At 41.1% G+C, this 23876-nt stretch carries 22 protein-coding genes and 1 riboswitch; of the genes, 8 read left to right on the top strand and 14 right to left on the bottom strand.

The features are described 5' to 3' along the window. Nucleotides 1-76: 76 nt before the first annotated feature. From SB775_RS14985 to SB775_RS14970, 4 genes are all read right to left on the bottom strand, one after another. Nucleotides 77-433, bottom strand: a complete 357-nt coding sequence (locus SB775_RS14985) for an arsenate reductase family protein (protein ID WP_289336870.1) — start codon at nt 431-433, stop codon at nt 77-79. A 141-nt stretch (nt 434-574) separates the two neighbouring features. Next, nucleotides 575-2362 (bottom strand): acyl-CoA dehydrogenase family protein, encoded by a 1788-nt coding sequence (locus SB775_RS14980; RefSeq protein ID WP_410862058.1) that lies wholly within the window; start codon nt 2360-2362, stop codon nt 575-577. Nucleotides 2363-2433: 71 nt separating this feature from the next. After that, nucleotides 2434-3612, bottom strand: coding sequence for an acetyl-CoA C-acetyltransferase (locus SB775_RS14975; RefSeq protein WP_410862057.1), 1179 nt, complete (start codon nt 3610-3612; stop codon nt 2434-2436). A 70-nt stretch (nt 3613-3682) separates the two neighbouring features. Then, nucleotides 3683-6112 carry a 3-hydroxyacyl-CoA dehydrogenase/enoyl-CoA hydratase family protein gene (locus SB775_RS14970; protein WP_410862056.1) on the bottom strand — a complete coding sequence of 810 codons (2430 nt, stop codon included), beginning with the start codon at nt 6110-6112 and terminating at the stop codon, nt 3683-3685. 165 nt (nt 6113-6277) lie between these two features. On the opposite strand from SB775_RS14970, the gene SB775_RS14965 reads away from it, so the two are divergent. After that, on the top strand, nt 6278-6409 hold the full coding sequence (locus SB775_RS14965) for a YuzL family protein (protein ID WP_089361901.1): 132 nt from the start codon (nt 6278-6280) through the stop codon (nt 6407-6409). A gap of 48 nt (nt 6410-6457) precedes the next feature. On the opposite strand, the gene SB775_RS14960 is transcribed toward SB775_RS14965, so the two are convergent. Then, complete coding sequence (locus tag SB775_RS14960; RefSeq protein ID WP_410862055.1) at nt 6458-7375, bottom strand: proline dehydrogenase family protein; 918 nt, start codon at nt 7373-7375, stop codon at nt 6458-6460. Nucleotides 7376-7524: 149 nt separating this feature from the next. Here SB775_RS14960 and SB775_RS14955 point away from each other — a divergent pair, with 149 nt between their 5' ends. Next, nucleotides 7525-7803, top strand: coding sequence for a hypothetical protein (locus SB775_RS14955; RefSeq protein WP_061465500.1), 279 nt, complete (start codon nt 7525-7527; stop codon nt 7801-7803). Nucleotides 7804-7816: 13 nt separating this feature from the next. Then, nucleotides 7817-8152: a spore coat protein gene (locus SB775_RS14950; RefSeq protein WP_089361903.1), complete on the top strand. Its 336-nt coding sequence runs from the start codon at nt 7817-7819 to the stop codon at nt 8150-8152. Between the two features lie 80 nt (nt 8153-8232). On the opposite strand, the gene rodA is transcribed toward SB775_RS14950, so the two are convergent. After that, nucleotides 8233-9405: a rod shape-determining protein RodA gene (gene rodA, locus SB775_RS14945; RefSeq protein WP_089361904.1), complete on the bottom strand. Its 1173-nt coding sequence runs from the start codon at nt 9403-9405 to the stop codon at nt 8233-8235. 156 nt (nt 9406-9561) lie between these two features. Between rodA and SB775_RS14940 the strand changes: the two genes are divergently transcribed. The 3 genes from SB775_RS14940 to SB775_RS14930 all read left to right on the top strand — a co-directional run bounded on the left by SB775_RS14940 (nt 9562) and on the right by SB775_RS14930 (nt 13205). Beyond that, on the top strand, nt 9562-9687 hold the full coding sequence (locus tag SB775_RS14940; protein ID WP_410862054.1) for a hypothetical protein: 126 nt from the start codon (nt 9562-9564) through the stop codon (nt 9685-9687). A 568-nt stretch (nt 9688-10255) separates the two neighbouring features. Next, a complete protein-coding gene (locus SB775_RS14935; protein WP_410862053.1) occupies nt 10256-11218 on the top strand; it encodes a LacI family DNA-binding transcriptional regulator in 963 nt (320 codons plus the stop codon). A 254-nt stretch (nt 11219-11472) separates the two neighbouring features. Beyond that, nucleotides 11473-11657, top strand: a riboswitch (Lysine riboswitch). A gap of 96 nt (nt 11658-11753) precedes the next feature. Next, on the top strand, nt 11754-13205 hold the full coding sequence (locus SB775_RS14930; protein ID WP_410862052.1) for an amino acid permease: 1452 nt from the start codon (nt 11754-11756) through the stop codon (nt 13203-13205). A 48-nt stretch (nt 13206-13253) separates the two neighbouring features. Here the strand turns inward: SB775_RS14930 and SB775_RS14925 are convergent, their stop codons facing one another. From SB775_RS14925 to SB775_RS14895, 7 genes are all read right to left on the bottom strand, one after another. Beyond that, the gene (locus SB775_RS14925) at nt 13254-14933 is read right to left on the bottom strand and encodes a glycoside hydrolase family 13 protein (protein ID WP_410862051.1); all 1680 of its coding nucleotides are present in this window, start codon (nt 14931-14933) and stop codon (nt 13254-13256) included. Nucleotides 14934-15016: 83 nt separating this feature from the next. After that, nucleotides 15017-16099, bottom strand: coding sequence for a Ger(x)C family spore germination protein (locus SB775_RS14920; protein WP_410862050.1), 1083 nt, complete (start codon nt 16097-16099; stop codon nt 15017-15019). After that, nucleotides 16096-17196 carry a GerAB/ArcD/ProY family transporter gene (locus SB775_RS14915; protein ID WP_410862049.1) on the bottom strand — a complete coding sequence of 367 codons (1101 nt, stop codon included), beginning with the start codon at nt 17194-17196 and terminating at the stop codon, nt 16096-16098. The genes SB775_RS14920 and SB775_RS14915 overlap by 4 nt, the downstream gene beginning before the upstream one ends. A gap of 23 nt (nt 17197-17219) precedes the next feature. After that, nucleotides 17220-18728 (bottom strand): spore germination protein, encoded by a 1509-nt coding sequence (locus SB775_RS14910; protein WP_410862048.1) that lies wholly within the window; start codon nt 18726-18728, stop codon nt 17220-17222. Nucleotides 18729-18956: 228 nt separating this feature from the next. After that, a complete protein-coding gene (locus SB775_RS14905) occupies nt 18957-19478 on the bottom strand; it encodes a YhcN/YlaJ family sporulation lipoprotein (RefSeq protein WP_410862047.1) in 522 nt (173 codons plus the stop codon). 486 nt (nt 19479-19964) lie between these two features. Continuing rightward, a complete protein-coding gene (locus tag SB775_RS14900) occupies nt 19965-20120 on the bottom strand; it encodes a hypothetical protein (RefSeq protein ID WP_410862046.1) in 156 nt (51 codons plus the stop codon). Between the two features lie 42 nt (nt 20121-20162). Continuing rightward, nucleotides 20163-20294 carry a hypothetical protein gene (locus SB775_RS14895; RefSeq protein WP_410862045.1) on the bottom strand — a complete coding sequence of 44 codons (132 nt, stop codon included), beginning with the start codon at nt 20292-20294 and terminating at the stop codon, nt 20163-20165. Nucleotides 20295-20413: 119 nt separating this feature from the next. Between SB775_RS14895 and SB775_RS14890 the strand changes: the two genes are divergently transcribed. Further along, nucleotides 20414-20593, top strand: a complete 180-nt coding sequence (locus SB775_RS14890; RefSeq protein WP_061465512.1) for a hypothetical protein — start codon at nt 20414-20416, stop codon at nt 20591-20593. A gap of 363 nt (nt 20594-20956) precedes the next feature. Then, nucleotides 20957-21577 (top strand): RraA family protein, encoded by a 621-nt coding sequence (locus SB775_RS14885; protein ID WP_410862044.1) that lies wholly within the window; start codon nt 20957-20959, stop codon nt 21575-21577. Between the two features lie 56 nt (nt 21578-21633). Here the strand turns inward: SB775_RS14885 and ltaS are convergent, their stop codons facing one another. Beyond that, a complete protein-coding gene (gene ltaS, locus SB775_RS14880) occupies nt 21634-23604 on the bottom strand; it encodes a lipoteichoic acid synthase (protein ID WP_410862043.1) in 1971 nt (656 codons plus the stop codon). Between the last annotated feature and the right edge of the window lie 272 nt (nt 23605-23876).

Raw genomic sequence — 23876 nt, 5'->3', positions numbered from 1 at the left:
CATCTTTTTTTATCTATTCCATTATAAGGCAGATCTTATGTTTTAGTAAGGAATTAACCAAATATTTTGTTAAATTTCAGTTCCAAACCTGATTGAATTGCTCTTCTTTGAAGCCTACCGTCACTTTGGTACCATCCGTAACAATCGGCCTTTTCAGAAGCATGCCATCTGTGGACAATATATCAAGCATCTCTGCATCAGAAGCTTCTTTCAGCTTATCCTTTAAGCCCAGCTCCCGATATTTTTGACCGCTAGTATTGAAAAACTTCTTCAACTCTAAATTGCTGATTTTATATAGTTGTTCGATTTCAGTTCGCGAAGGCGGGTTTTCCGCTATATGGATTGCTTCATATTGCAGTTCATGATTATCCAGCCACTTTTTCGCATTACGGCATGTGCCGCATTTTGGGTACCAATATAATGTTAAGCCCATCGTTTCACCACCTATCATTAGAATACCCGTTTTCACCACGCAATACAATGAAATATCCTTTGAATTCCCAATGAGATTTCATCAAAGGAAATAAAGGGAATGCCTTTACGGGCATCCCCTTTACAGATTCTGATTTATTGCTTATAGCGCATATTTTTCCGTTTCGATTACCTTAACCGAAGCTTCACGTTTTTTCGCAATGACATTGATTGGAGTGTGTCTTGTCAGCTTGCGAAGGGAAGCAAGCATGATGCGAAGTGTGTCGCCTGTTTCAACCGCAATTAACGTTTCCTTTGCATGTTGTTCTATTTCATTGAAAGCTTCCTGAACGAAAATTTCCGTATAAAGTACTTTTTGTTTGTTCTTCTCCAGCCCCGTAGACGCAATTGCTTTTTCCGTACGTAACACAACGGACTCAGCTGCATAGGCAAGGGAAGCTATATCAGCAATGTTGGAGAGGATTTCTTGTTCTTGATCAAGGTTTTTCCCGTATTTCTGTGCAGCAAGGCCACTAGCCAAAATACCGATTTTCTTAGCGTTTCTAACAAGCATTTTTTCTTGTGCCAATGGCTCATCGCCAGGCTCTTCCGGCATCATCATCATTAATTCCTCTTGCAGGCTTTGTGCCTTTTGAAGAAGTGGCAATTCCCCTTTAAGTGCTTTTTTCAGGAAAGTTCCCGGAACAAGCAATCGATTGATTTCATTTGTACCTTCAAAGATCCGGTTAATACGGGAATCACGATATGCTTTTTCAATTTCATACTCCTGCATGAAACCATAACCACCATGAAGCTGTACACCTTCATCCGTAACGTAATCCAATACTTCGGAGGCGAAGAATTTATTCACTGAACACTCAATTGCATATTCAGCGATTGCAGCTGCCATTGATTTTCCATCTTTCACTTGCTCATCCGTCAACTTGCTCTGTCTTTGATCATAAAGTCCAACGGTACGGTAAACAGAGCTTTCAGCAGCATAAATTTTTGCCGCCATTGTTGCAAGTTTTTCTTTCGTCAAGTTAAAATCGGAAATTTTCGTTTTGAACTGTTGGCGTTGATTCGTATAAGCAGCTGTAATCTCAAGGGCACGTTTAGATCCGCCGACAGCACCCACGCCTAACTTATACCGGCCAATATTCAGGATATTGAATGCAATGACATGCCCTTTTCCTGCTACACCCAAAAGATTTTCGACTGGTACAAGAACGTCTTCAAGGATTAATGTACGTGTAGATGAGCTTTTGATCCCCATTTTCTTCTCTTCAGCACCAGTTGATACGCCTTTATAATCTCGCTCAACAATGAAAGCAGAGAATTGTTCGCCGTCGATTTTAGCGTAAACACAGAAGACATCTGCAAAACCTGCATTCGTAATCCATTGTTTTTCACCATTTAAAATATAGTGGGTTCCTTCTGCATTCAATTTCGCTGTCGTTTTTGCTCCTAAGGCATCTGAACCTGAGCTGGGCTCCGTCAATGCATACGCAGCAATTTTCTCTCCCGTTGCCAGTAAAGGGAGATATTTTTTCTTTTGTTCTTCATTCCCGAATAATACGATTGGCAAAGATCCGATACCTACGTGTGCACCATGCGTAATACCGAAGCCGCCTGCAAGTGCCATTTTTTCTGTAATTAATGCCGAACTGATTTTATCAAGACCCAATCCGCTGTATTCCTCAGGAACGTCAGCACCAAGTAAACCGATTTCACCTGCATGCTTCAGTAATTTAACAGAACGGTCAAATTCATGGTTCTCTAAATGTTCAACCTGCGGCAGAATTTCATTCACTACGAAATCCTCAGAAGTTTTGGCAATCATTTTATGCTCATCGGAATAATCTTCAGGTGTAAACACTTGATCATACGTAATATCCTCTACTAAAAAGGCTCCGCCTTTAATGAGGTTATCTTTAGTTTGATTCGACATGTTATTTCCTCCTAAATGTTAATGATAGTAAACCCGCCGGAAGCATGTTGACAGCTTCTGGAAAGGGTGGGTCACGCTAATAATTCAAATACTCCGGCAGCTCCCATTCCGCCGCCGATACACATTGTCACGACTCCGAATTGTTGGTTTCTGCGCTTCATTTCATGAAGCAGGCTTAATGTCAATTTTGCTCCTGAACATCCTAGGGGATGGCCCAAGGCAATGGCTCCACCATTCACATTGACAATCTCTTCATTCAATCCCAGCTCACGAATGATTTGAATGGATTGGGAAGCGAAGGCTTCATTCAATTCAAATAAACCAATATCGGATAACTCAAGGCCTGCTAGTTTTAAAGCTTTAGGGATGGCTGCAATCGGTCCGATGCCCATAATTTCAGGTGGTACCCCCGCTACAGCAAAGGAGCGGAACTTACCAATCGGTTTCATCCCTAATGAAGATGCCTTTTCCCCATCCATGACCATGACCGCGGCTGCTCCATCACTCGTTTGTGATGAATTCCCTGCTGTTACGGATCCTGTAACAGAGAATGCAGGTCTTAGTTTTTTCAGCACTTCAACAGTCGTTCCTGGACGAACGCCCTCATCCTCCGCAAATGTGAATGATTTTTCCTTTAATTTAAGATCAGGCCCCACTGAGCGGAGGGTTACGTCAACCGGCACGATTTCATCCGAAAACTTTCCTTCTGCAATGGCCTTAGCCGCCCTTTGATGACTTTGTACAGCAAATGCATCTTGATCGGCTCGGGAAATTTCGTACTTTTTTGCAACGGCTTCAGCAGTATGACCCATACCCATATAATATTCCGGGGCTTTTTCCGCAAGTTGCGCGTTCGGACGTGTTACATGGCCCATCATCGGCAGAAGGCTCATGGATTCCGCTCCGCCTGCAATGACTGTATCACTTTGGCCAAGCATGATTCTCTCCGCTCCATAAGCGATACTTTGTAATCCGCTTGAACAGTAACGGTTAATGGTTATGGCTGGCACTGTATAAGGCAATCCTGCCAATGCTCCAATGTTACGCGCCATGTTCAATCCTTGCTCAGCTTCAGGCATCGCACAACCGATAATCAGATCATCGATGGTGCCTTCATAATTCCCTGCACGCTTTAACGTTTCCTTTACAACAAGAGCCCCTAAATCATCCGGGCGTACATTAGCAAGAGAACCTTTTTTCGCTCTTCCTACCGGAGTCCTTGCTCCAGCTACTATTACCGCTTCTTTCATGAGGATCCCCCTTACTCATTTTTAAGCTATCAATCTATTAACCTTCGTTTGGCCATATCTTCATCTATTATCAGTTACGGAGTGGTTTCCCTTTAACAAGCATGTGCTGCATCCTTGCTTGTGATTTTGGAGTTGAAATCAGTTTTAGGAACGCTTGTTTTTCTAGGTTCAAGATATACTGTTCATCCACTTTCGTGCCAAATGGGAGTTTCCCCCCTGCCAAGACGTATGCAAGCTCTTTGGCTATGACAAGGTCATGATCGGATAAGAATCCTGAAAGGCGCATGGATTCCGCCCCCAATAGCAGTGTGGCATAACCCGTTTCACCTACTACAGGAATCTTTGTGCAGGTTGGAGCAGTATAACCTTGTTCATACATGGAGATGACTGCCTGCTTCGCATCATATAGTTGATGATCCGCATTCACGCTTATTCCATCAGTTGAATTAAGGAAATTATCCCCGCGTGCTTCCTCAGCAGAGGTTGAAACTTTTGCCATGGCGACCGTTTCAAATACTTTGTTGGCCACTTTCTGTAAATCAAAGTCGACACCCTTCGGCATATTCCTCAATGTCTTCACATAAAGTTCTTTAGTACCGCCGCCGCCTGGGATCAAACCTACACCAGCTTCCACTAGTCCCATATACGTTTCAGTCGTTGCCTGGATGCGCGCAGCCGGAAGGGATACTTCAGCACCACCGCCAAGTGTCATATTAAACGGGGCTACCACTACCGGGACCGCACTGTACTTAATTTTAAGCATCGCCTTTTGGAATTGGCTGATGACCATATCAAGTTCGAGAATATTGTCATCTTGCGCTTCCATCAACATCATTGCAATATTAGCGCCAACACAGAAATTCTTGCCTTGGTTACCGATGACCAGGCCTTTAAAATTCGCTTCCGCTTCGTCGACCGCCGCATTGATCATTTGCATGATATCCAGACCGATTGCATTATTCGGTGAAGTGAATTCAAGAAGAGCCACTCCATCGCCGATATCTATCAAGCTTGCACCGCTGTTTTTCTTGATTACGCCTTTTTGCTTCTTGATTGCTTTAAGATTGATCACTTTAGGATTTTCGATAAGCTCTTTATATTCACCATTATCATAATAGTGGACAATGCCATTTTCTTCTTTATAGAAAGAAGTGATGCCCTTGGCGAGCATATCCTTCACCCATTGCGGAACTGTGAGGCCATCCGCTTCCATGCGGGCTACCGATTTCTCTACACCTATCGCATCCCAGGTTTCAAAAGGACCAGTGGACCAGCCGAAGCCCCATTTCATCGCTTGGTCGATTGCCACTATGTCATCCGCGATGTCACCAAGCAGTTGGGCAGAATATACAATCACCGGATTCAGCACGTTCCAAAGCAATTGGCCAGCACGGTCTTCACTATAAACAAGCGCTTTCAGTTTATTTTCCAAGCCCTTGGCCTGTTTAGCCATTTCGATGGAAGGCGTTTTTAATTTTTTTCGTTCAGCATATTCAAGGGTTCCGGGATTCAGTTCAAGGATTTCCTTGCCCCTTTTCAGGAAAAACCCTTGGCCTGACTTGCTTCCAAGCCACCCATTCTTAAGCATTTCATTCATGAAATCAGGTATTTTGAAAACTTCTTTTTCTTCCCCATCCACCTGGTCATATACGTTTTTGGCAACATGTGCAAAGGTATCCAATCCAACTACATCAAGTGTCCGGAAAGTCGCGCTAGTTGCCCTTCCGATCAACGGTCCTGTAACCGAGTCGACTTCTCCGACACTGTATCCGCCTTTTTGCATTTCCCGGAGAGTGACCAATAAACCATAAGTGCCAATGCGGTTTGCGATGAAATTTGGCGTATCCTTGGCTTCGACGACACCTTTTCCCAGTACATCTTCTCCGAATCGTTTCATGTATTCGAGCACTTCTGGTGAAGTAGCTTTAGTAGGGATGATTTCCAACAATTTAAGATAACGCGGTGGATTGAAGAAGTGGGTTCCCAGGAAGTGCTTTTGAAAATCCTCCGAACGGCCTTCTGCCATCGCTTCGATTGAGATTCCGGATGTATTCGATGAAATGATGCTTCCTGGTTTACGATGCTGATCAACCTGGGCAAATACACTTTGCTTAACCTCAAGTTTTTCAACGACCACTTCAATGACCCAATCGACATCCTTTAAGCGACTTATATCATCTTCCAGGTTTCCTGCCTCGATCAATGCAATATTTCCCTTAGCAGAAAGCGGAGCTGGTTTCTGTTTTAAAAGTTTAGTAATCGCAGTTTGGCTGATGCGGTTACGCACTTGTTCATTATCTAATGTCAAACCCTTTTTCTTTTCATCCTCTGTGAGCTCACGAGGTACAATATCCAATAATAAAGTCGGAATGCCAATGTTAGCAAGGTGTGCGGCAATCCCTGATCCCATAACTCCTGACCCTAGAACAGCAGCCTTTCGTATTTGTCGAACCAAGTTTATATCCCCCTTACGCAATATATTGAATGAATACTCATTCATTTTTAATCCAAAAAATTTTGAATATTTTTTCTTATTATTAATATAGAATAAATTTGGAAATTCCGCAATGATTAAACAGGAAAAAAAATATTTTTTCCTCCAAATTACTTTGGTTATTTCTCCTCTGTTCAGTAAAAAATAACCGGGCAGGAGGTGAATTATAAAATGAAGAGTAAAAATAATCCTTCTAAAGCAGCTGTAAGTGCAGCAAGCGTAAAAGGCAATGCCGGACCTGGCGGTGAACGTCAACATGGAATCAATAAAGTGAACAGCCAGAACAATCAATTCAAAAAATAAAGCCTTCTATTAGAGCAGCCGTCCCTTATCCGGGGCGGCTCTCGCTTTCTATTTCTTGAAAAGGCCTTTTAAAACGAAAGCAATATTGGCCGGTCTCTCCGCAAGGCGGCGCATGAAATACCCATACCAATCCGTACCATAAGGAACATACACCCTAACCTTATATCCTTCTTTAGCAAGTTCAAGCTGCTTCTCATTACGTATGCCATACAACATTTGAAATTCAAATTGATCCTGGGGAATTCCCTCCCCTTTGACCAAGTCCCTCGTATAATCAATGATTTTATCATCATGTGTGGCAACTGCTGTATAATTGCCATTCAGCAAATGCTTCTTGATAATTTTCTTGAAATTTTCATCGACGTCTTTTTTCTCGGAAAAAGCCACTTCCCTTGATTCTTTATATGCTCCTTTAACAAGTCTTAGATTCGGATGGTATTCATTCAGCTCCTCAATATCCTTTTCGGTCCGATACAGATATGCTTGGATGACAGTCCCCAATTCATTATATTCAGCCTTTAAGTTTTTGAATACATCCAAAGTTGGCTGACAGCGCGGAAAATCTTCCATGTCAAGCGTCACGAAAACCTTATGGGCTTTGGCTTCCGCTAAAATCCTCCGCATGTTGTTCATTGCGACTCGTTCGGATACATCCAAGCCCATCGAGGTTAGCTTCAGAGATAACTGTGAATCCAGTTCATTTCTGCCAATCATGCGAATCGCTTCTATACATTCATCTGCCATCTTCCTTGCTTCTTGTTCCTCTTCTATGAATTCGCCTAAATAATCAATGGTAACAGCGAGCCCTTTCCTATTTAGGTCTGCAATCACAACAGAGGCCAAATCCAATGTTTCTCCTGCCACGAAACGCGAGGCCCCAAACCGTAATCCGTATTTTTTCGCTGCCATTGTCATGCTTTTGTTCGTTGATAAAAAAAGAAATAGACTTCTCAATATTCTTTCCATCTGCATTCCCCTCCAAATCATTTCGGAAAATAGATGCACAAGATTATTTTACCATTTAATTCAATTTTCAGAAATTTAGAATCAAGAATAAAAAAATTTCTTGAAGGGGAACTTAAGTACGTTTAAAGAACACTGAAGGAGGTAGAATGATGGAACAGCAAAATTCGTTTAACAGCCAACAGCAGTCCACCGGCTATATGAAACAGCCACCGGAAATGGTTTCGGTAAAAGACAGCTTATACTTAACCGATATGCTTGCATGGAATCTGAATGCGATTAAAAAAGCACATTTTTTTGCCACTCAATGCAAGGACCCACAAATCATTGATGCGTTAAATCGGTGCGGACTCATGCATCAACGCCATTACGATACCATTTTGAAACATTTGAATCCGGATCAAAACCAGGTTCAACAACAATACCAGTAAAGGAGGGTTCTTGATGCCCAATGAAAACAAAGTCCAAAATCCAGAATCTCCTGTAGCAAAGACTCCTCAAATGAATGACAGGGATTTTATAAATGATATGCTCACAACTGAAAAGTACTTTTGTAACTCCTTTTCCGTTGCCTTGCATGAAATGAGTAACCAAGCATTATTCCAAGACATTTTCTCCGTTTCGAAAGAAAATCAGGAGATGCAGCGTGAGCTCTATAACCTTATGTTCGAAAAAGGCTGGTATAGTTTAGAAAAGGCGCAGGCTCCGAGCCTAAGCCAATCGTATCAACAATTTTCCGGATATAAAAATCAGTTCCCACCTGGATCGAACATTCAATAAGCAAACATTCAGGGGGAGATTCTGCTTCCCTTTGTTTTTTTTGCACAAGTAAAGCCGGCCACGGGAGGCCGGCTTTATGTTTAGATATCCGTAGAAAACATATACTTCTTATAGTGATACCGAATGCTGAATATTAAGCCCATGGCCATCATGTTCCCCATTAGCGAGCTTCCTCCATAACTGATAAATGGAAGTGGAATCCCCGTAATCGGTAAAAGGCCTACCGTCATGCCGATATTTTGAAAAACGTGAAACGTCAACATGCTTATAACGCCAACACAGATATATGTATAGAAGTTATTTTTCGTGTCCATTCCCGTTTTTGTTATGTGGTAAATCAATAGGAAAAACAAGGAAATCAAGATGCTTGATCCGATGAAACCGAATTCTTCACCGATGATGCTGAAAATGAAATCCGAATGACTCTCTGGGAGATACACTACCCTCTCACCTATCCCCTTACCTGTGGTCTGGCCGGAGCCGATGGCCAGTAAGGATCTGGTTAAGTGGTACCCCTCGGAGCTCGCATAATTATATGGATCAAGCCAAGAATAGATACGGCCGAATTGATAGGTTTTTACCCCTAAGTATTTTTCCAGGATCTCCGGCTTCCAAAGGACGAAGTATAGGACCGTGGAAGCCACGGCGATTCCTCCCGAAATGATAGGCAGCAGAATCTTCCATGATATACCTGATATGAAAACCATTCCTAGCATGATTGACAAGATGACAAGCCCGGTGCCTAAATCCGGCTGTTGCATGATTAACATTAGCGGGGCACCTGTAACGAGACCGATTTTAATAAGCAGCCAGATATCCGTTTGAATCGTTTTCAGCGTGTTTTTGAGATGATGGTTTGATATAAGATTTGCTAATGCCAGGATTAGGAAAACCTTCATGAATTCCGATGGCTGAATCGAACCGACTCCTGGAATTTTGTACCAGCTTCTTGCACCATTTATTTTAGGTACTACACTTTCTGGCATTAGGATCAGCAATAAAAGCAAAAATAATCCGAATCCATAGGCATACCAGGAAATTTTTTTCAGTTGATCCGAATCAAGGGTGATAAACCCTAATACGATTCCAATCCCCACTATATACCAAAAGATTTGTTTGATTAAGAAGTTTTCCGCGTACTGTCCAGTCGTTTGGGCACTATAGATTGCTAAGCAACTTCCTACGCATAATAACAGCAATATTGTGACCAAAGAAAAATCTATTCGAGATGAAAATTTATTTTGTTCTTCCATACTTAACTCTCCCTTAAAAAGGCTCCTGCGATACATCTTTAAATACACTTATTCATTATACTTTAAACAAATAAAATCACAACTATATCGAAGAATAGTTTACAAGCTTCATGAAGTTATCTGCATGGAGCCTGCAGAAAGGGGGAATTTAAGCATGTGCCTCCTTTGATTTTCTCCAATTTCAGCACACTTCTGACCAATCCATGGCTTGGGGAAAAGAGAAAGGCCAATCCAACCATGCAACCGGATATCGAGGCATCCAAAATGGCAGCTGAATTATAACCGATGACTTAATTTAACACCCCGACCATTATACTGAAAATATCATTCTAATTAACCGATCTGTCAGCAGATAAGCCGTTGCGGCAGGTATGATGAGCATTCCAACTACTAAAATGGAGAGTGCTTTTCCTTCAGTACATAAAACGTAATGATGAAGTTAATTTATATTGTAGAGTTTTTATGGTGAATATAAACTAGGGGAGCTTTTTCTAATGTTTATGATGGGACGACGTGAAATTCACGAGTAAACGTGTGTATTTCAAGAGTAAACGCGGATTTCTCGACGGGCATCTGGCATTCCATGTGCATTGCCAATCATTTTTCCGGCTTTAAAGAAACTGCCATGTACGCCAATCCCAATTCGATTCCGCAAAGTACAAACAGGCTGATTAAAGTTTGGAACATCCTGATCTCCTCCTCCTCTAAGACTTAAACCAATCTTAAAGGATGAAACCCATACCAGAACAAGACCTTATTTGAAGAAATCTTCAGCAGCCATGCTCTGTTCTCTTGCTCTGAAATGGGTTTCATACGGTACAATATAAAAAAAAGAAAAAATGGTGATCCCATGACAAACATTAAAGAAATTGCTCAATGTGCTGGTGTATCTGTCTCAACAGTATCTCGTGTATTGAATAATCATCCTTATGTAAGCCCTGATAAGAGAGAGAGCGTTTTACAAGCCATTGATCGCTTGAATTATTCGAGAAACATCAACGCCATTCATCTTTCAAAAGGCAAAACAAATCTTATCGGCATCATCATCCCCTTCACCAATCACCCATATTACGGGGCAATCGTTAACGGAATTACTAAACAGGCAAATGCAATTGGGTGTCATATCGTGATCTTTCAAACCCATTATGAAAGAGAGAAAGAAATCCAGGCTTTGAATATGCTGCAAATGAAGCAACTCGATGGCATTATCGTTTGTTCAAGAATTTCGGAAATGAAAATCCTCTTGGATTATCAAAAATACGGACCTATTATCTTATGTGAGGATACAGCCCAGGCTGAATTCTCATCCATCAGCATTGATCATTATGCAGCATTCTCCTGTGCCCTTGAATACGTGATTTCTAAAGGATATAAGAAAATTGGATACAGCCTCGGCCGTAAAAAGAGCAGGAACAGTTCTCTGCGAACAAAGGCCTTTAACGATATCATGAGTAAACATCAACTTATAAACAATAAAGAATGGTTGTTTGAAGGCAGTTATCACATCAAAGACGGTGTAAAGTTGTTTGAGGATTGGCATTCGATGATAAACAAACCTGAAGCCATCATCATCACTAATGATGACACGGCTGCTGGATTCATGCTCACCGCTAAGAAATCGGGTATGAGGGTACCTGAAGAGGTGGCCATTCTGGGCTTCAATAATGATGGCCTCAGTGAGATGCTGGACATCACGACCATTTCCTTGCCTCTGGAATGGATTGGAAAAATGGCAGTGGATCTATTTGAGAATCCCGAATCGGTCCAACATGTAAAATTGGACTACGCCCTTATAAAAAGAAGGACCGTTTAATAACGGTATTGTTATCAGAATGGCTTTACTTTTATATATCGTTTCCTCTTCCAATCTTTCGAGAACTAGGGAAAAATAACCACATAAAATAATCATTGCGATATCCCAGAAGTTATTTTATAATTTTGATATAGTAAAGTTTACTCAGTTACTAGCATTCTATTTGCGATTGCATAATTTTTCATGAGTACCATCGTACGGCCAATTACAAGCTGGCGTTACGATTTAAGAAAATTGAATACTTCCTCATTTACCGATGAGTTAGAGGCTGCAGCTTATAAAAGTAGAACGGACGAGATTCTGGAAAATTCAAGACTCCGTTTGAAAGGATAAGTTGCCGAAGTTAGGGTATATTCCATGTATATTCTCGCTGGCGGTGTCACCGAACAGGAACATCACTGTCACGTTTTTTCTAAAAGCGTGGGGAGCTATCTTCGGAAGGATAAACGGGTTTATTATAAACAGCCGTCGATCTTTTTCGACTGCTGTTTTTTTATATTTCGTTCCCTTCCAATAAAAAGGAGTGTAACATCAATTGCCAAATTCACAATCAGCATCAAGCCCCACTGAATTAAAAAGGAGCCTGAAAGCGCGGCACTTAATGATGATTTCATTAGGTGGAACGATTGGAACAGGTTTATTTTTAGCAAGTGGCGGTGCCATCCATTCAGCCGGACCCGGCGGTGCCTTGGTGGCATACGCGGTCATCGGCATCATGGTTTATTACTTAATGACAAGTCTTGCAGAAATGGCAGCATTCATGCCAGTGGCCGGTTCGTTCCGTGTCTATGCATCCAAATTCGTCGATCCGTCTTTCGGTTTTGCGATTGGATGGAACTACTGGTATAACTGGGCAATCACCATTGCCGCTGAATTAGCAGCTGTTGTCTTAATTATGAAGTTCTGGTTTCCTGATACTCCCTCCTTCATCTGGAGTGCTATTGCGTTAATCACTATGTTTCTTATCAATTACATGTCCGTTAAAGGTTTTGGGGAAGCAGAATTCTGGTTTGCCATGATCAAAGTCGTGACAGTCGTCATTTTCTTGATCACTGGTGTCCTGATCATTCTCGGAATCATGGGTGGAAAAGACCCTATTGGTTTTTCCAATTTCACAATGGGCGAAGGTCCCTTTAATGGAGGGTTCTTCACGATTCTAGGTGTATTCATGGCTGCCGGCTTTTCATTCCAAGGAACAGAATTGCTTGGAGTGACGGCTGGTGAAAGTGAAGATCCAGAAAAGAATATCCCTAAGGCGATCAGATCCGTTTTCTGGCGCATCATTTTATTCTATATCCTTGCCATTTTCGTAATTGGAATGATCATTCCGTTTACGGATTCACGTTTATTGAGTGAAGATGTTGCCGTAAGTCCCTTCACGCTCGTATTTGAACGGGCTGGCCTTGCATTTGCTGCATCCATCATGAACGCGATCATTTTATCATCCGTACTTTCCGCCGGTAACTCAGGCATGTACGCTTCAACCCGTATGCTCTGGGACTTGGCACGTGATGGGAAAGCACCTAAATTCCTTGGCAAGTTAGATAAAAGAGGAGTACCCGTGAATGCACTTATCGTGACTTCTTTAGTTGGCTGCGTTGCATTCTTAGCATCATTTTTCGGAGATGGTGTCGTTTATATTTGGTTATTGAATGCTTCAGGCATGGCAGGATTCGTCACCTGGGTCGGGATTGCGATCGCCCATTATCGATTCCGCAAAGCCTACGCAGCTCAAGGCCTTGATATGAATGCTTTGCCATACCGGGCCAAAGGCTTCCCATTCGGGCCAATATTCGCCCTTGTCCTATGTATTATCATTATCATCGGACAAGGCTATCAAGCTTTCAGCAGTAATGGGATCGACTGGAATTCAATGTTCGTTTCCTACATTGGCTTAATTCTATTTTTCGTCCTATGGTTCGGCTATAAAATTAAACATAAAACGAAAGTCATTCCTCTTGAGGAATGTGACCTTAAATCAAAATAATACTAAAAAGGACCTGGTCTTCTCCAACGGAGAAAACCAGGTCCTTTTTCATTTCAAATGATATACACGACATTCATATGGACGCAGAGGCATTCTCGAGATTCCTTTTTCCCCCTGTTCATAATTACCGATCAGCCTTGTAGCAGAATATGAATTTAGCTCTTCAGGCAAAGAATATTCGGCATGCTCCTCCTTAAAGTTGCATAGCACTAACAGCTTTTCATCTTCCAACGTTCTCGTATAGGCAAATATTCGTTCATCATCTGGACAGAGCAGTTCAAAACGGCCATAAACGACAATTTCATATTTTTTGCGTAATTGGATAAGCCTTTTATAAAAATGAAAAATGGAATTTGGATCATTGTAGGCTTTTTCTGCATTAATCTCGGGGAAATTGGGATTGACCTTAATCCAAGGAGTCCCTTTCGTGAATCCTGCGTTCCGGGAGTCATTCCACTGAACCGGTGTCCTCGCATTATCCCTGCTTCGGGCGTGAATGGCTGACATCATCCGCTCTTTTGACCAGCCATGCGAATTGACGAGTTCGTCATATGAATTCAACGTTTCAATATCCCGATATTCATCAATGCTTTCAAATGCAACATTGGTCATTCCCAGCTCTTCCCCTTGATATATATAAGGTGTACCTTGAAGCATATGAAGACAGGCGGCAAGCATCTTTGCACTTTCAATACGATACTCTCCATCATTTCCAAACCTTGAGACAATCCGGGACTGATCATGATTGTTCCAGTATAAACTGTTCCAGCCATCCTCCTCCAAACCAGTCTGCCACTTGGAAAGAATTCGTTTTAAATCGCTTAGGTTCCACTTTTCGTTACTCCATTTCCCTTCTGGTCCGCCCCCCAAATCCATATGTTCGAATTGAAAGACCATATGTAATTCACCACGATCTTTCCCTGTGAACAATTGCGCTTCCTCCGGGGTGACTCCTGGCATCTCCCCAACGGTAATCACGTCATATCCTGAAAGTGCCCGTTGATTGATTTCCTGTAAAAACTCATGTATCCGCGGGCCATTCAAGAAAAAGGGGCTTCCATCACCAAACTGCTTCCCATGCTGAATGGATCCATCTGAATAGCTCTGATCTTTTGATAGGAAGTTGATGACATCCATCCGAAAACCATCGACACCCTTATCCAGCCACCAAGTCATCATGCTGTAGATTTCTTCACGGAGCTTAGGGTTCTCCCAGTTTAAATCCGGTTGTTTCTTGCTGAATAAGTGTAAATAATATTCATCTGTTCCTTCATCATATTCCCATGCCGAACCTTTAAAAATGGACTCCCAATTATTTGGTTCTTTCCCATGCCTTCCAGGTTTCCAAATATAATAATCACGCTTTGGATTGTCTATAGAGGATCGGGATTCCTTGAACCACGAATGTTCATCTGAAGAATGGTTGACCACCAGGTCCATCATCATCTTCATTCCACGTTCATGCAACGCCTTCAGCAACCTATCAAAATCAGCCATGGTCCCGAATTCAGTCATGATTGATTGATAATCACTGATATCGTACCCATTGTCATCATTGGGAGATTGATAAACAGGGGATAGCCATATCACGTTCACACCCAGCTCCTGTAAATAATCGAGTTTCATAAAGATCCCGTTTAAATCCCCTACCCCATCTCCATCACTATCCATGAAACTCCTTGGATACACTTGATATACAACTGCCTCTTTCCACCATGCTTTGTCCATGCCTTTCCCCCCTCTTTAGCCGCATTGATATAATTACACCAATACCCCTATTATAAAGGGGGAAACTTCAGAATATTCTTCTTTTATTCTACTATTCCCGTTTGAATCATTTCAATATCCAAATCCACCTCGATTGGAATATGAGGATAGGCCTCCTCCCAATGTTTCTGATTGAAATTTCTTGTTTTACTTTTAGCGATATCACCGAGTGCAATCGGATCTATGTTGTTTTCCTGAAACATGGTTACCATCTCATGTAATTTTTCACCAATGACATGTTCTGCTTTGGCCTCTATTTTATTCAGGTCGACTGATTTACCCAAGTCATAACCTTGGACCTCAAGCAGACTCGCTTTTAATTTCACTTCAATCCTGACTTCGGGGTCTTGATTTGCATTCCTGATATCATAATGGACACGTGATTCCACGTTATTGATATCTGAAAAGTCATTTTCCTTCCATTTGATTTCATAACTCCCCAGCTTAAAATTTTCACTAAGGACTTTGAATAAAAATCCGTCCTGATAAGGGATGTATTTGCCGATATACTTGTCCCTTTTAAACAGGGCGATACCCCTTACCCGTATATGGTCTCCTGCAGTTTCCAATAGGGGCATGACCGGATCGATTCCTTTACCATGACATGCATATAAATACCTGTGCAAATCTACATCAGGCAAATTAGTCCTGATATTCTGTTCGATCAGCTCTTTCACTTGGACTCCTGGAGTTTTAATCAACCTTGGCTCCATTTTAACTACATCCTCCGCTTTGCCATGAACGATCGCTAAATATAAATCCCTTCCCACCATTGGGTCACGCCTATATGTATCAATATAATCATTCAAGCCCTTACCTGCCAATTGTTCACCATAGAGAATGACTGTCAGTCTCCCGCCGACAATCGGGAATGGTGTTTTTGCATTTTCTTGCTGGCGGCCAGTCTTTATATTATGGGAGGTCGCTTCATATACTTCTCTACTTAGTTTTGCTTCTTCCCCAGGCTGAGGAACGCTGACAGCGACCGTTCCTTTCACTTTTTTGTCTCCGGCATCATCATAACCTACGACTTCAGCAATTAAAATATCTTCTAATATTTGCTTCTCCACCCCGCACGCTGTCATCATGAAACAACATAATGTAATCAAGAGAAGTTTGATTTTCATGGATTAAGACTCCTAACTTTATAGACAATCGACTGCCATATGAATAAGAGAGGAAGGTACAAATAAACGATATAAAAACCTATTTCCGAACTGATTGTGTTAAACCTATCGATTCTATAGCGGTTATCCAAAAAACAGCAAGAAACTAAAATGATAAGCAGGATGTAAACTAACACCTTTTTCTGTCTAAATCCAAACACTCTTTTTACTGTTCTGCTCGCTGCCCAAACCCCTAGGCAAACATTCGGCAGCACCATGAACAGCCAAACGGAAATCCCTATATATTCAAACCTCTCAACGAATGGAAGGTCCACAATTTTCCATAAAGTCAATGTAGCCCAAATTACATCTTTCAGCTGATCTTGATGATAGTAGGCTAACGAGACAATAATGAAGACTAAATATATCGACATGGTAAACAACGCACCTAAGTGGGCCCACTTTTGAGAGTCTTCACGCTTTTTAATGAATGGGTAATAGATCAGGAGTAATTCAAAACCAAGGTAATTCAGGGTCATTCTCTTACAGGCCTTCATGATTTCCAAAAAGGAATGATCAAGTAAAGGACCCAAATTCTCAAAGTGGGCGTGCTTTAATGGGAAATAATTCAAAAGTAATAACGGCGATCCAATAATAAGTCCGATTATACAAAAACCAGTAACGGCCCTAAACCCTCCCACCACAAAACTATACACGAGAATTAGAATGATGGTTAATAGCATCAGGACATTAACACCAGGGAACATCCAAACCTGAATGACTTCCAAATAAGTCCTGATAAGAATGATGGAGATCATTATAAAGTAGAGGATGAAAAAAATGTTGAAAGCATTTCCTACCCATTTACCAAACAAATCTTTATGGATGGCAACCAAATCCAGTGTTTGGGGGCCCCTGCCTAAAAGCTTGAAACACATCCAAAGCAGAACATTTATGATTAACCCTGAAATGAGGACCGATATCCAAGCGTCTTGACCAGCCTCTTTCGCTATGATCCGTTCAAACCCCAATACCCCTACTCCGATCTGCATGCCTGGCAAGAGAAAAAAAACAAAAAATGGAGATATTAGTTTAGTTTCCTTTGGTTTGACTTCCATACATTTTCACCGCTTTCTTCGCCTTATTCATCAATATCACTTTGGGAGTTATTAGTTTCCTCCTTCCTCCTTATCCTTAGTGGCTTTTCCGTCCGCAGAAATTGTGGGCGTTTAGTCTGCTTTGAAAAAGGGAGGCGAATTAGACTATCTTTAAAGTCATAAATCCTTAACGGGTAAAGAGGGTCTAAGTATGGACTGCCAAGCGAAGTCAATTTCAATAAATGACTTAAAATGAATGCACTGCATAAAGCTAATCCGAACAGTCCGTATAACTGCGCTGCAATTAGAAAAGGGAAGCGGATAAGGCGAATCGTATTACTGATTTGGTAAATCGGCACTGTAAATGAAGCCAAGGCAGCCAAAGCGACAAGCATCAATAGGACATTACTGACAAATCCCGCTTCCACAGCGGCTGTACCGATGACTATACCGCCAACAATGCCGATGGTAGAGCCCACCTTAGCAGGCAGCCTAACCGCTGCTTCCCTCAGCAATTCGATCGTACCTTCCAGTACGATCGCTTCCAAAATCGGCGGAAAAGGGATCACTCCCCTTGATGAAATTAAGATTGGCAACAAATCAGTAGGGATCACCAGATAATGATAGGTTAAAACGGCAACATACAGAGGTGAAGATAAAACGGAAAACAGGACTGCGAAAAGACGAATCAAACGGAATGAAGTACCAAGATTCCAAATTTGAAAATAATCCTCAAATGAAGAAAAGAACGAAATGATGGTGTTGGGACCAACTAATGCATGAGGCGATCCATCCAGCATAATCCCTATTTTCCCCTCTGATAATACACTGGCCAGATGGTCAGGCCGCTCCGTATCAATCAGTTGGGGAAACATCGAATTCCGATTATCCGTGATCATCTGGTTTACAAACGAAATATCCACGATCGTATCATACTCTATATCATCTATTCTCTGCATGACTGTATGGATGATCTGTTGATTTACAATCCCATCTATGTAGAGCACCACTAACCTGGTTTGCGAGATGCTCCCAACCCGAAATTCCTTGGACTGCAATTCAGGAATGGGTAACCGATTGCGAATTAGATTCAAATTCGTATCAAGCGATTCAACAAAAGCCTCCTTAGGCCCAGCGACTGTATATTCCGACTCGGGTATGGAAGTTTGCCTTTTCACACTGTGAGCACAAGGAATCAGCAAACACATTTCATCATCTTTCTTGTATTGAATCAAGATCGATCCTGCCAAAACCAACCTTTGAATGACGTTTATATCAGTCGTCACTTTCATATCTTCCATCGGAATATCGCTTTTTAATTGCTTAAGATCCTTCTTTGTTTGATTAGAGATGACAGCCAGTACTTGTTCATGGAGCTGTTGTTCACTAATCAGTGAACTGAAATAGGAGATGGTATAGCCATCTTCATTCGGAAATTGGAAGGTAAGAAAATCATTAGATGCTTCAAATTTTTTAAGAAGTTCTTGAAAGTCCTTGGAAGTAACCTGAAAGGCTGCTGCATCCGTTTTCTTCCTTCCCTTAAAAAACCTCACTAATTCCGCCTCCCATTACCTGTCTTGAATTTTTTAGTTTACCCAATTATTGTAACCACCCTCTTTAAAGTTAGTCATGATTCACCGATATCCTAAAAACCAACTCGCTGCTGATTACCTTTAGTTTTTTCCTGAAATAGGAAAAGACCTATCCGGATCCCATGCCTAAAAAAGCATGATATCTAACGGATAAGCCTTTGCGTCTTCATTCATTTAACTCTTTGCCAATTACTTTTGGCTTGGAAAAACGCGTGTTACAAGTTTACGGAACTCATCAACGAATCCTGCAACGGGTTTTCCATTCTGAATGTCATTCGCATACTTATGCATGCTTTGAACAAAGTCAGGGTTTGTCGAAACATAAACGTTGTCTACCGATGGATCTGCTCCTCTTGCTGCATCTGCAATCCTGCCTTTAAGGTCATTCGAGATATCTTTATCCCCGCCGTCATTTAATACTGCCCCAACATATGCATTATTATCAGTCACGATGACCCTGGCGTCCTTTACTTCCTTCAAGGCTTCAACACGATTTGAGATATCATCGGAGACCCTCATATCGTTTGCATTATTATCATTATCATTATTTATATTTCGCTTTGTATCGCTTACATTCGTCGGATGTTTTACATTATCCTGATGCGTACGATTCAGGCCAAGATTTTCATTGGCACCTTGTTTATTATTAGTAGAACAACCTGTAATCACTAAAACCATCATCACACTTGATACTATCGCCTTATAATTCATATTCTCCACTCCTTTCAAACGTTTAACATTACTATTTACGAGGAGTGGATAGATTATTCATGAGAAGTGACTTTCAATCCGATAGTACCTTCACCCAAAAAACACCAAACGCACCTCGTACCGTACATGATGCCTACCAGAACTGATCCCAGGAGCCCCTATTCGAGTCCAAATGGCATAATGGGTTCCCTATGCAATGATTTTTATCGCCGATGATAAAAAAACTAATAACCATGCCAGCAATCATTATATTTTAAACTCATCGCCTATATTAAATATTCACGCAATCACAATTGAATCAAAGCCATCTCTTTTTCCTCTCCCAATACAAAAAAAGCCCGATAGGTCATAATCATAACCTCTCGGGCTTTTTCCCCTCCGTGTAAGCAGATCCCTGCGCGTTTCTCCTGAACCATTCCGGTAAAATTCCAACAAATCTTTTATTACTTTACGATATCATGTGCATTTCCAAATTCGGGCAAACGCCTATGCATCACTTTTATTTCTAAGCTTCCATTTGTCGCCTTTTATGGTAAACCAAATATTTTTGAATGGTTCCGGTGTTTTTTTAGCGGCATCAACCGTATATTGTACAGCCTCTTTTTTATATTGAACATCTTCTGTGATTTCTTGCTGAGTCATGGCGAGTTGATCCGTCTCTGATTTAATCTGATCCGTTTTTGCCTAAATGCGTGAAACAGTTTCAGTCACACTTTCAATTGTCGGTTTGGAATCCTTAAATGTTTTGAAAGCAAAAAAAGCGAAATAGATGATCGATCCGATAAAGAGGGCAAGACTAATATATACAATAACCACCTATGATTCCTCCTTTTATTTTACCTTTACTATACCCGTAATCCTTGAGCAGAAAACGAATCCCCATGTATTTTCTTTTATGCCTGGTCATATTATTGAAAGAAAAAGGAGGAATGAAAATGAATCATATGCCTCTACTTAAAGCCTGTTTTAAAGCCGGAATACACTTCATTAGACATATAACCATACAACAGGCTGCCGTTATAGCAGGAATCATTTTTTTGATCATTCATCCAGAAGTTTTTAGCCCCCTTTGGCTTACATTGGCAACCTCCGTCTTGGTTTTGCTCCTGCTTTGAAGATTGCTGAAAACTCTTTAGTGATCTCCCTCACACCGGTTCCACTTAAGGACCGCTTCACTGCGCCGTCGCTCGAGGCAGGATAACTGAGATATTTCCCTCTTGATGACATAGGCGAATGAAGTAAACAGGCTATATAGAAGTACATACAGAACAAGTAGGAAACGCGATGTGTAAAGGATAATCCATGAACATGAAAATTTAATCAATCGATTGATTAAACCATTGACTTACCTTGCCCCCTTATGACAGAAGAACTTCACCACATTTCCCATTTTACCGATAAGCAGAAACTAAATGGAAAATTACGAAATTTGTGTATAATTAGACTATATTCATAACCTTCAAGGAGGAATCATATTCATGGATGCTCTCATTCAACAGTTTAGGAATTTGCCCACCACGGCCATTTCAGATGCAATGGAGGGATTGAACAATCTGGAATCAGCGATTAAACCCTTAAAAGAAAAGTTTCATTTTGCCGGACGTGCTTTAACCGTACAGATGCCCGTCGGTGATAATTCAGCCGTCTTGAAAGCAATCGGCGAAGCAAGACCTGGAGATATAATAGTCGTTGACAGCAAAGGTGATACATACCGTGCAATAGCAGGTGACTTTGTTGTCGGCATGATGCAGACCATGGAAATTGGCGGTCTCGTAGTCGATGGAGTCATTCGTGATCTTGAAGCAATTAAAGAAATGAATTTCCCTGTTTTCAGTAAAGGGACAACGGTTGCCTCAAGTGGCAAGGCTGGTGTAGGGCAAACCAATATCCCCATTTCCTGTGGAGGTGTCACAGTGTTTCCAGGTGATATCATCATAGGGGACATAGATGGAGTCGTTGTCGTGCCACAATCCATGGGTGAAGAAATCCTGATCAAAGCAAAGGATAAAATCATGAAAGATAAACTGCGTGCAGAAAAATACGCGGGAAAGCCTGAAGAAATAAGAAATTATGTTGCCATGATGACCAATGAAGCATGATCTAACGCATATAAAAAAACAGGCAGGAAGCAATGGCTTCCTGCCTGTTTTTCAGCTTATTTATCAGAATCGGATTCCTTTGAACCTTCTTCATTATATGTGTAATCATAATCAGCAGGGTTAATTGGCTTAAAACCCTTTGGAGTATAGAAACGGAGTAAGTCACCGTTCACCACTTGGTCGGATAAATTGAGCATCTTTTCAACTCTCTTTTTATAATTGCGGATGTCATCATTTTCCTTGACCAGTTCTCCTGTTTTCGTATCGAAGTATTTTCCTTTAATGGAAGTAACATCTGGTGTTACAAAATCACCATTCCTGAAAGGTACAACTTCATTATGATCTTTAGACAATAAGTCAGAACCGAATTGTACATAATCTTTAGATTCAATTCCTAACAAATGCAATAAAGTCGGGAGAAGGTCAATCTGTCCTCCGTATTGGTGCATTTCCCCGCCTTTAACACCTGGAACATGAATCAATAATGGTACACGCTGCAATTGGGCGTTCTCAAATGCGCCAACATCCTTGCCAAGCACTTTTGACATGGCTTCTTTATGGTTTTCCGAAATACCATAGTGATCGCCATACATAACGATTACTGAGTTATCATACAGACCGGATTTCTTCAGATAAACGAAAAACTCCCTAAGCGCTTCGTCTGCGTAGCGTGCAGTTTGGAAGTAATTATCAACGGAAGCATCACCTGTCGTTTGCTTACCGATTGTTGCCTTGTCCTGGTCCATGGCATATGGGAAATGATTAGATACCGTTATGAATTTTGTATAGAAAGGCTGTTTAAGCGTTTCTAACATTGGAATCGATTCTTTAAAGAAAGGTTTATCCATCAAACCATAACTTAGCACTTCTTCTTTATTCTCCATATTATAATGGCTTGCATCGAAAAATTGATTGAACCCAAGAGCCTTATACATCTGGTCTCGGTTCCAGAAAGATTTGTAATTACCATGGAAAACAGCAGATGTGTATCCTTTTTCTCCTAAAATCGCAGGTGCCGCTTGATACGTATTTTGGGCTCGGTTTGTGAATGCTGCCCCCTGTGGTAAACCGAACAGGGAATTTTCAAGCATGAATTCAGCATCTGCCGTTTTACCTTGGCCTACTTGATGGAAGAAGTTATCAAAGTACATGAAATCTGACTTCTCATGTGCAAGTGAGTTTAGAAATGGAGTTACTTCTTCCCCGTTCAACTTATAATCGATCATGAAATTCTGCATGGATTCCAAATGCAGGTATATGACATTTTTACCTTTTGCTGCACCAAAATACTTAGGGTTCGGTTCAGCGCTTGTTGCCTTCGTATAATTGACCACTTCCGCGATATCCGTGCTATTTGCAGTTGCACGCTGAGCGTACGTTTTAGTATTCTGAACGGCATCATATACCGTATAGTTGAACATACCCAGATATTTGACAATATAATTCCGGTCGAATGTTCTTGACAATAATTGCGGACGATCCTTTTCAGCAAGTCCTAAATTAATAGCAAAAATTGCAAGCCCTGCAAGATAAATCATTCCAACCGTACGGCGTTTGACTTTGAAGTTTTCCACTTTAAAGTCTTTGAAACTATACAACACAATCAAAAGTGCCGTATCAAGGAAATAAAATACATCATGGGATTTAAATAATTCTAAAATACTCGGTCCCAAATCCCCGGCATTATTTTGCACTTGTGTCAAGGTTGGTAATGTAATGAAATCGGTAAATGAACGGTAGTAAACAATATTGAAGAATAGCCATAAGGACATCAATAAGTTCAATCCGATGATCCATTTAAACGATTTTTTACCTTTCGCCAGTAATGCCAACCCAAAGAATAAAATGGCTGAACTAATCGGGTTTATGAATAGCAAAAACTGTTGTAGTCCATTCTCAATACCTAAGTTGAATTCAACTCGATATCCAATATACGTTTTTATCCAAAACAAGACTACCGCAATAAAGAAAAAGCCTAGTATGTTATCTGCAAATAAATGCCGGCTTTTTTTAAGAAAATTATTCATGCTCTCACCTCTATTAATCTAGTGGTTTATTTATATAAATTTTTACATACTTACAAAAGACGGAAAATCGGAAACCTTATGATAGCATTCTTTCAATCAGATAGTCAAGACTGTGCAAACCACCTTTTGTCACATCAATAACCCTTATGATCCAGAACACTTCTTTAGCTTATGAACAACTTTTGAAAAGGCTGTTGTTTTCACATACTTTGTTGCTATTTACCAGGTAGTGAGTTGTGGTTGATTTCCCCTCCAGATGCTCGCTTTCCGCG

The organism is Peribacillus sp. SIMBA_075 (assembly GCF_046534585.1).
The sequence above is the reverse complement of the archived record's forward strand: the minus strand, read 5'-3'. Positions and strand labels throughout refer to the sequence as shown.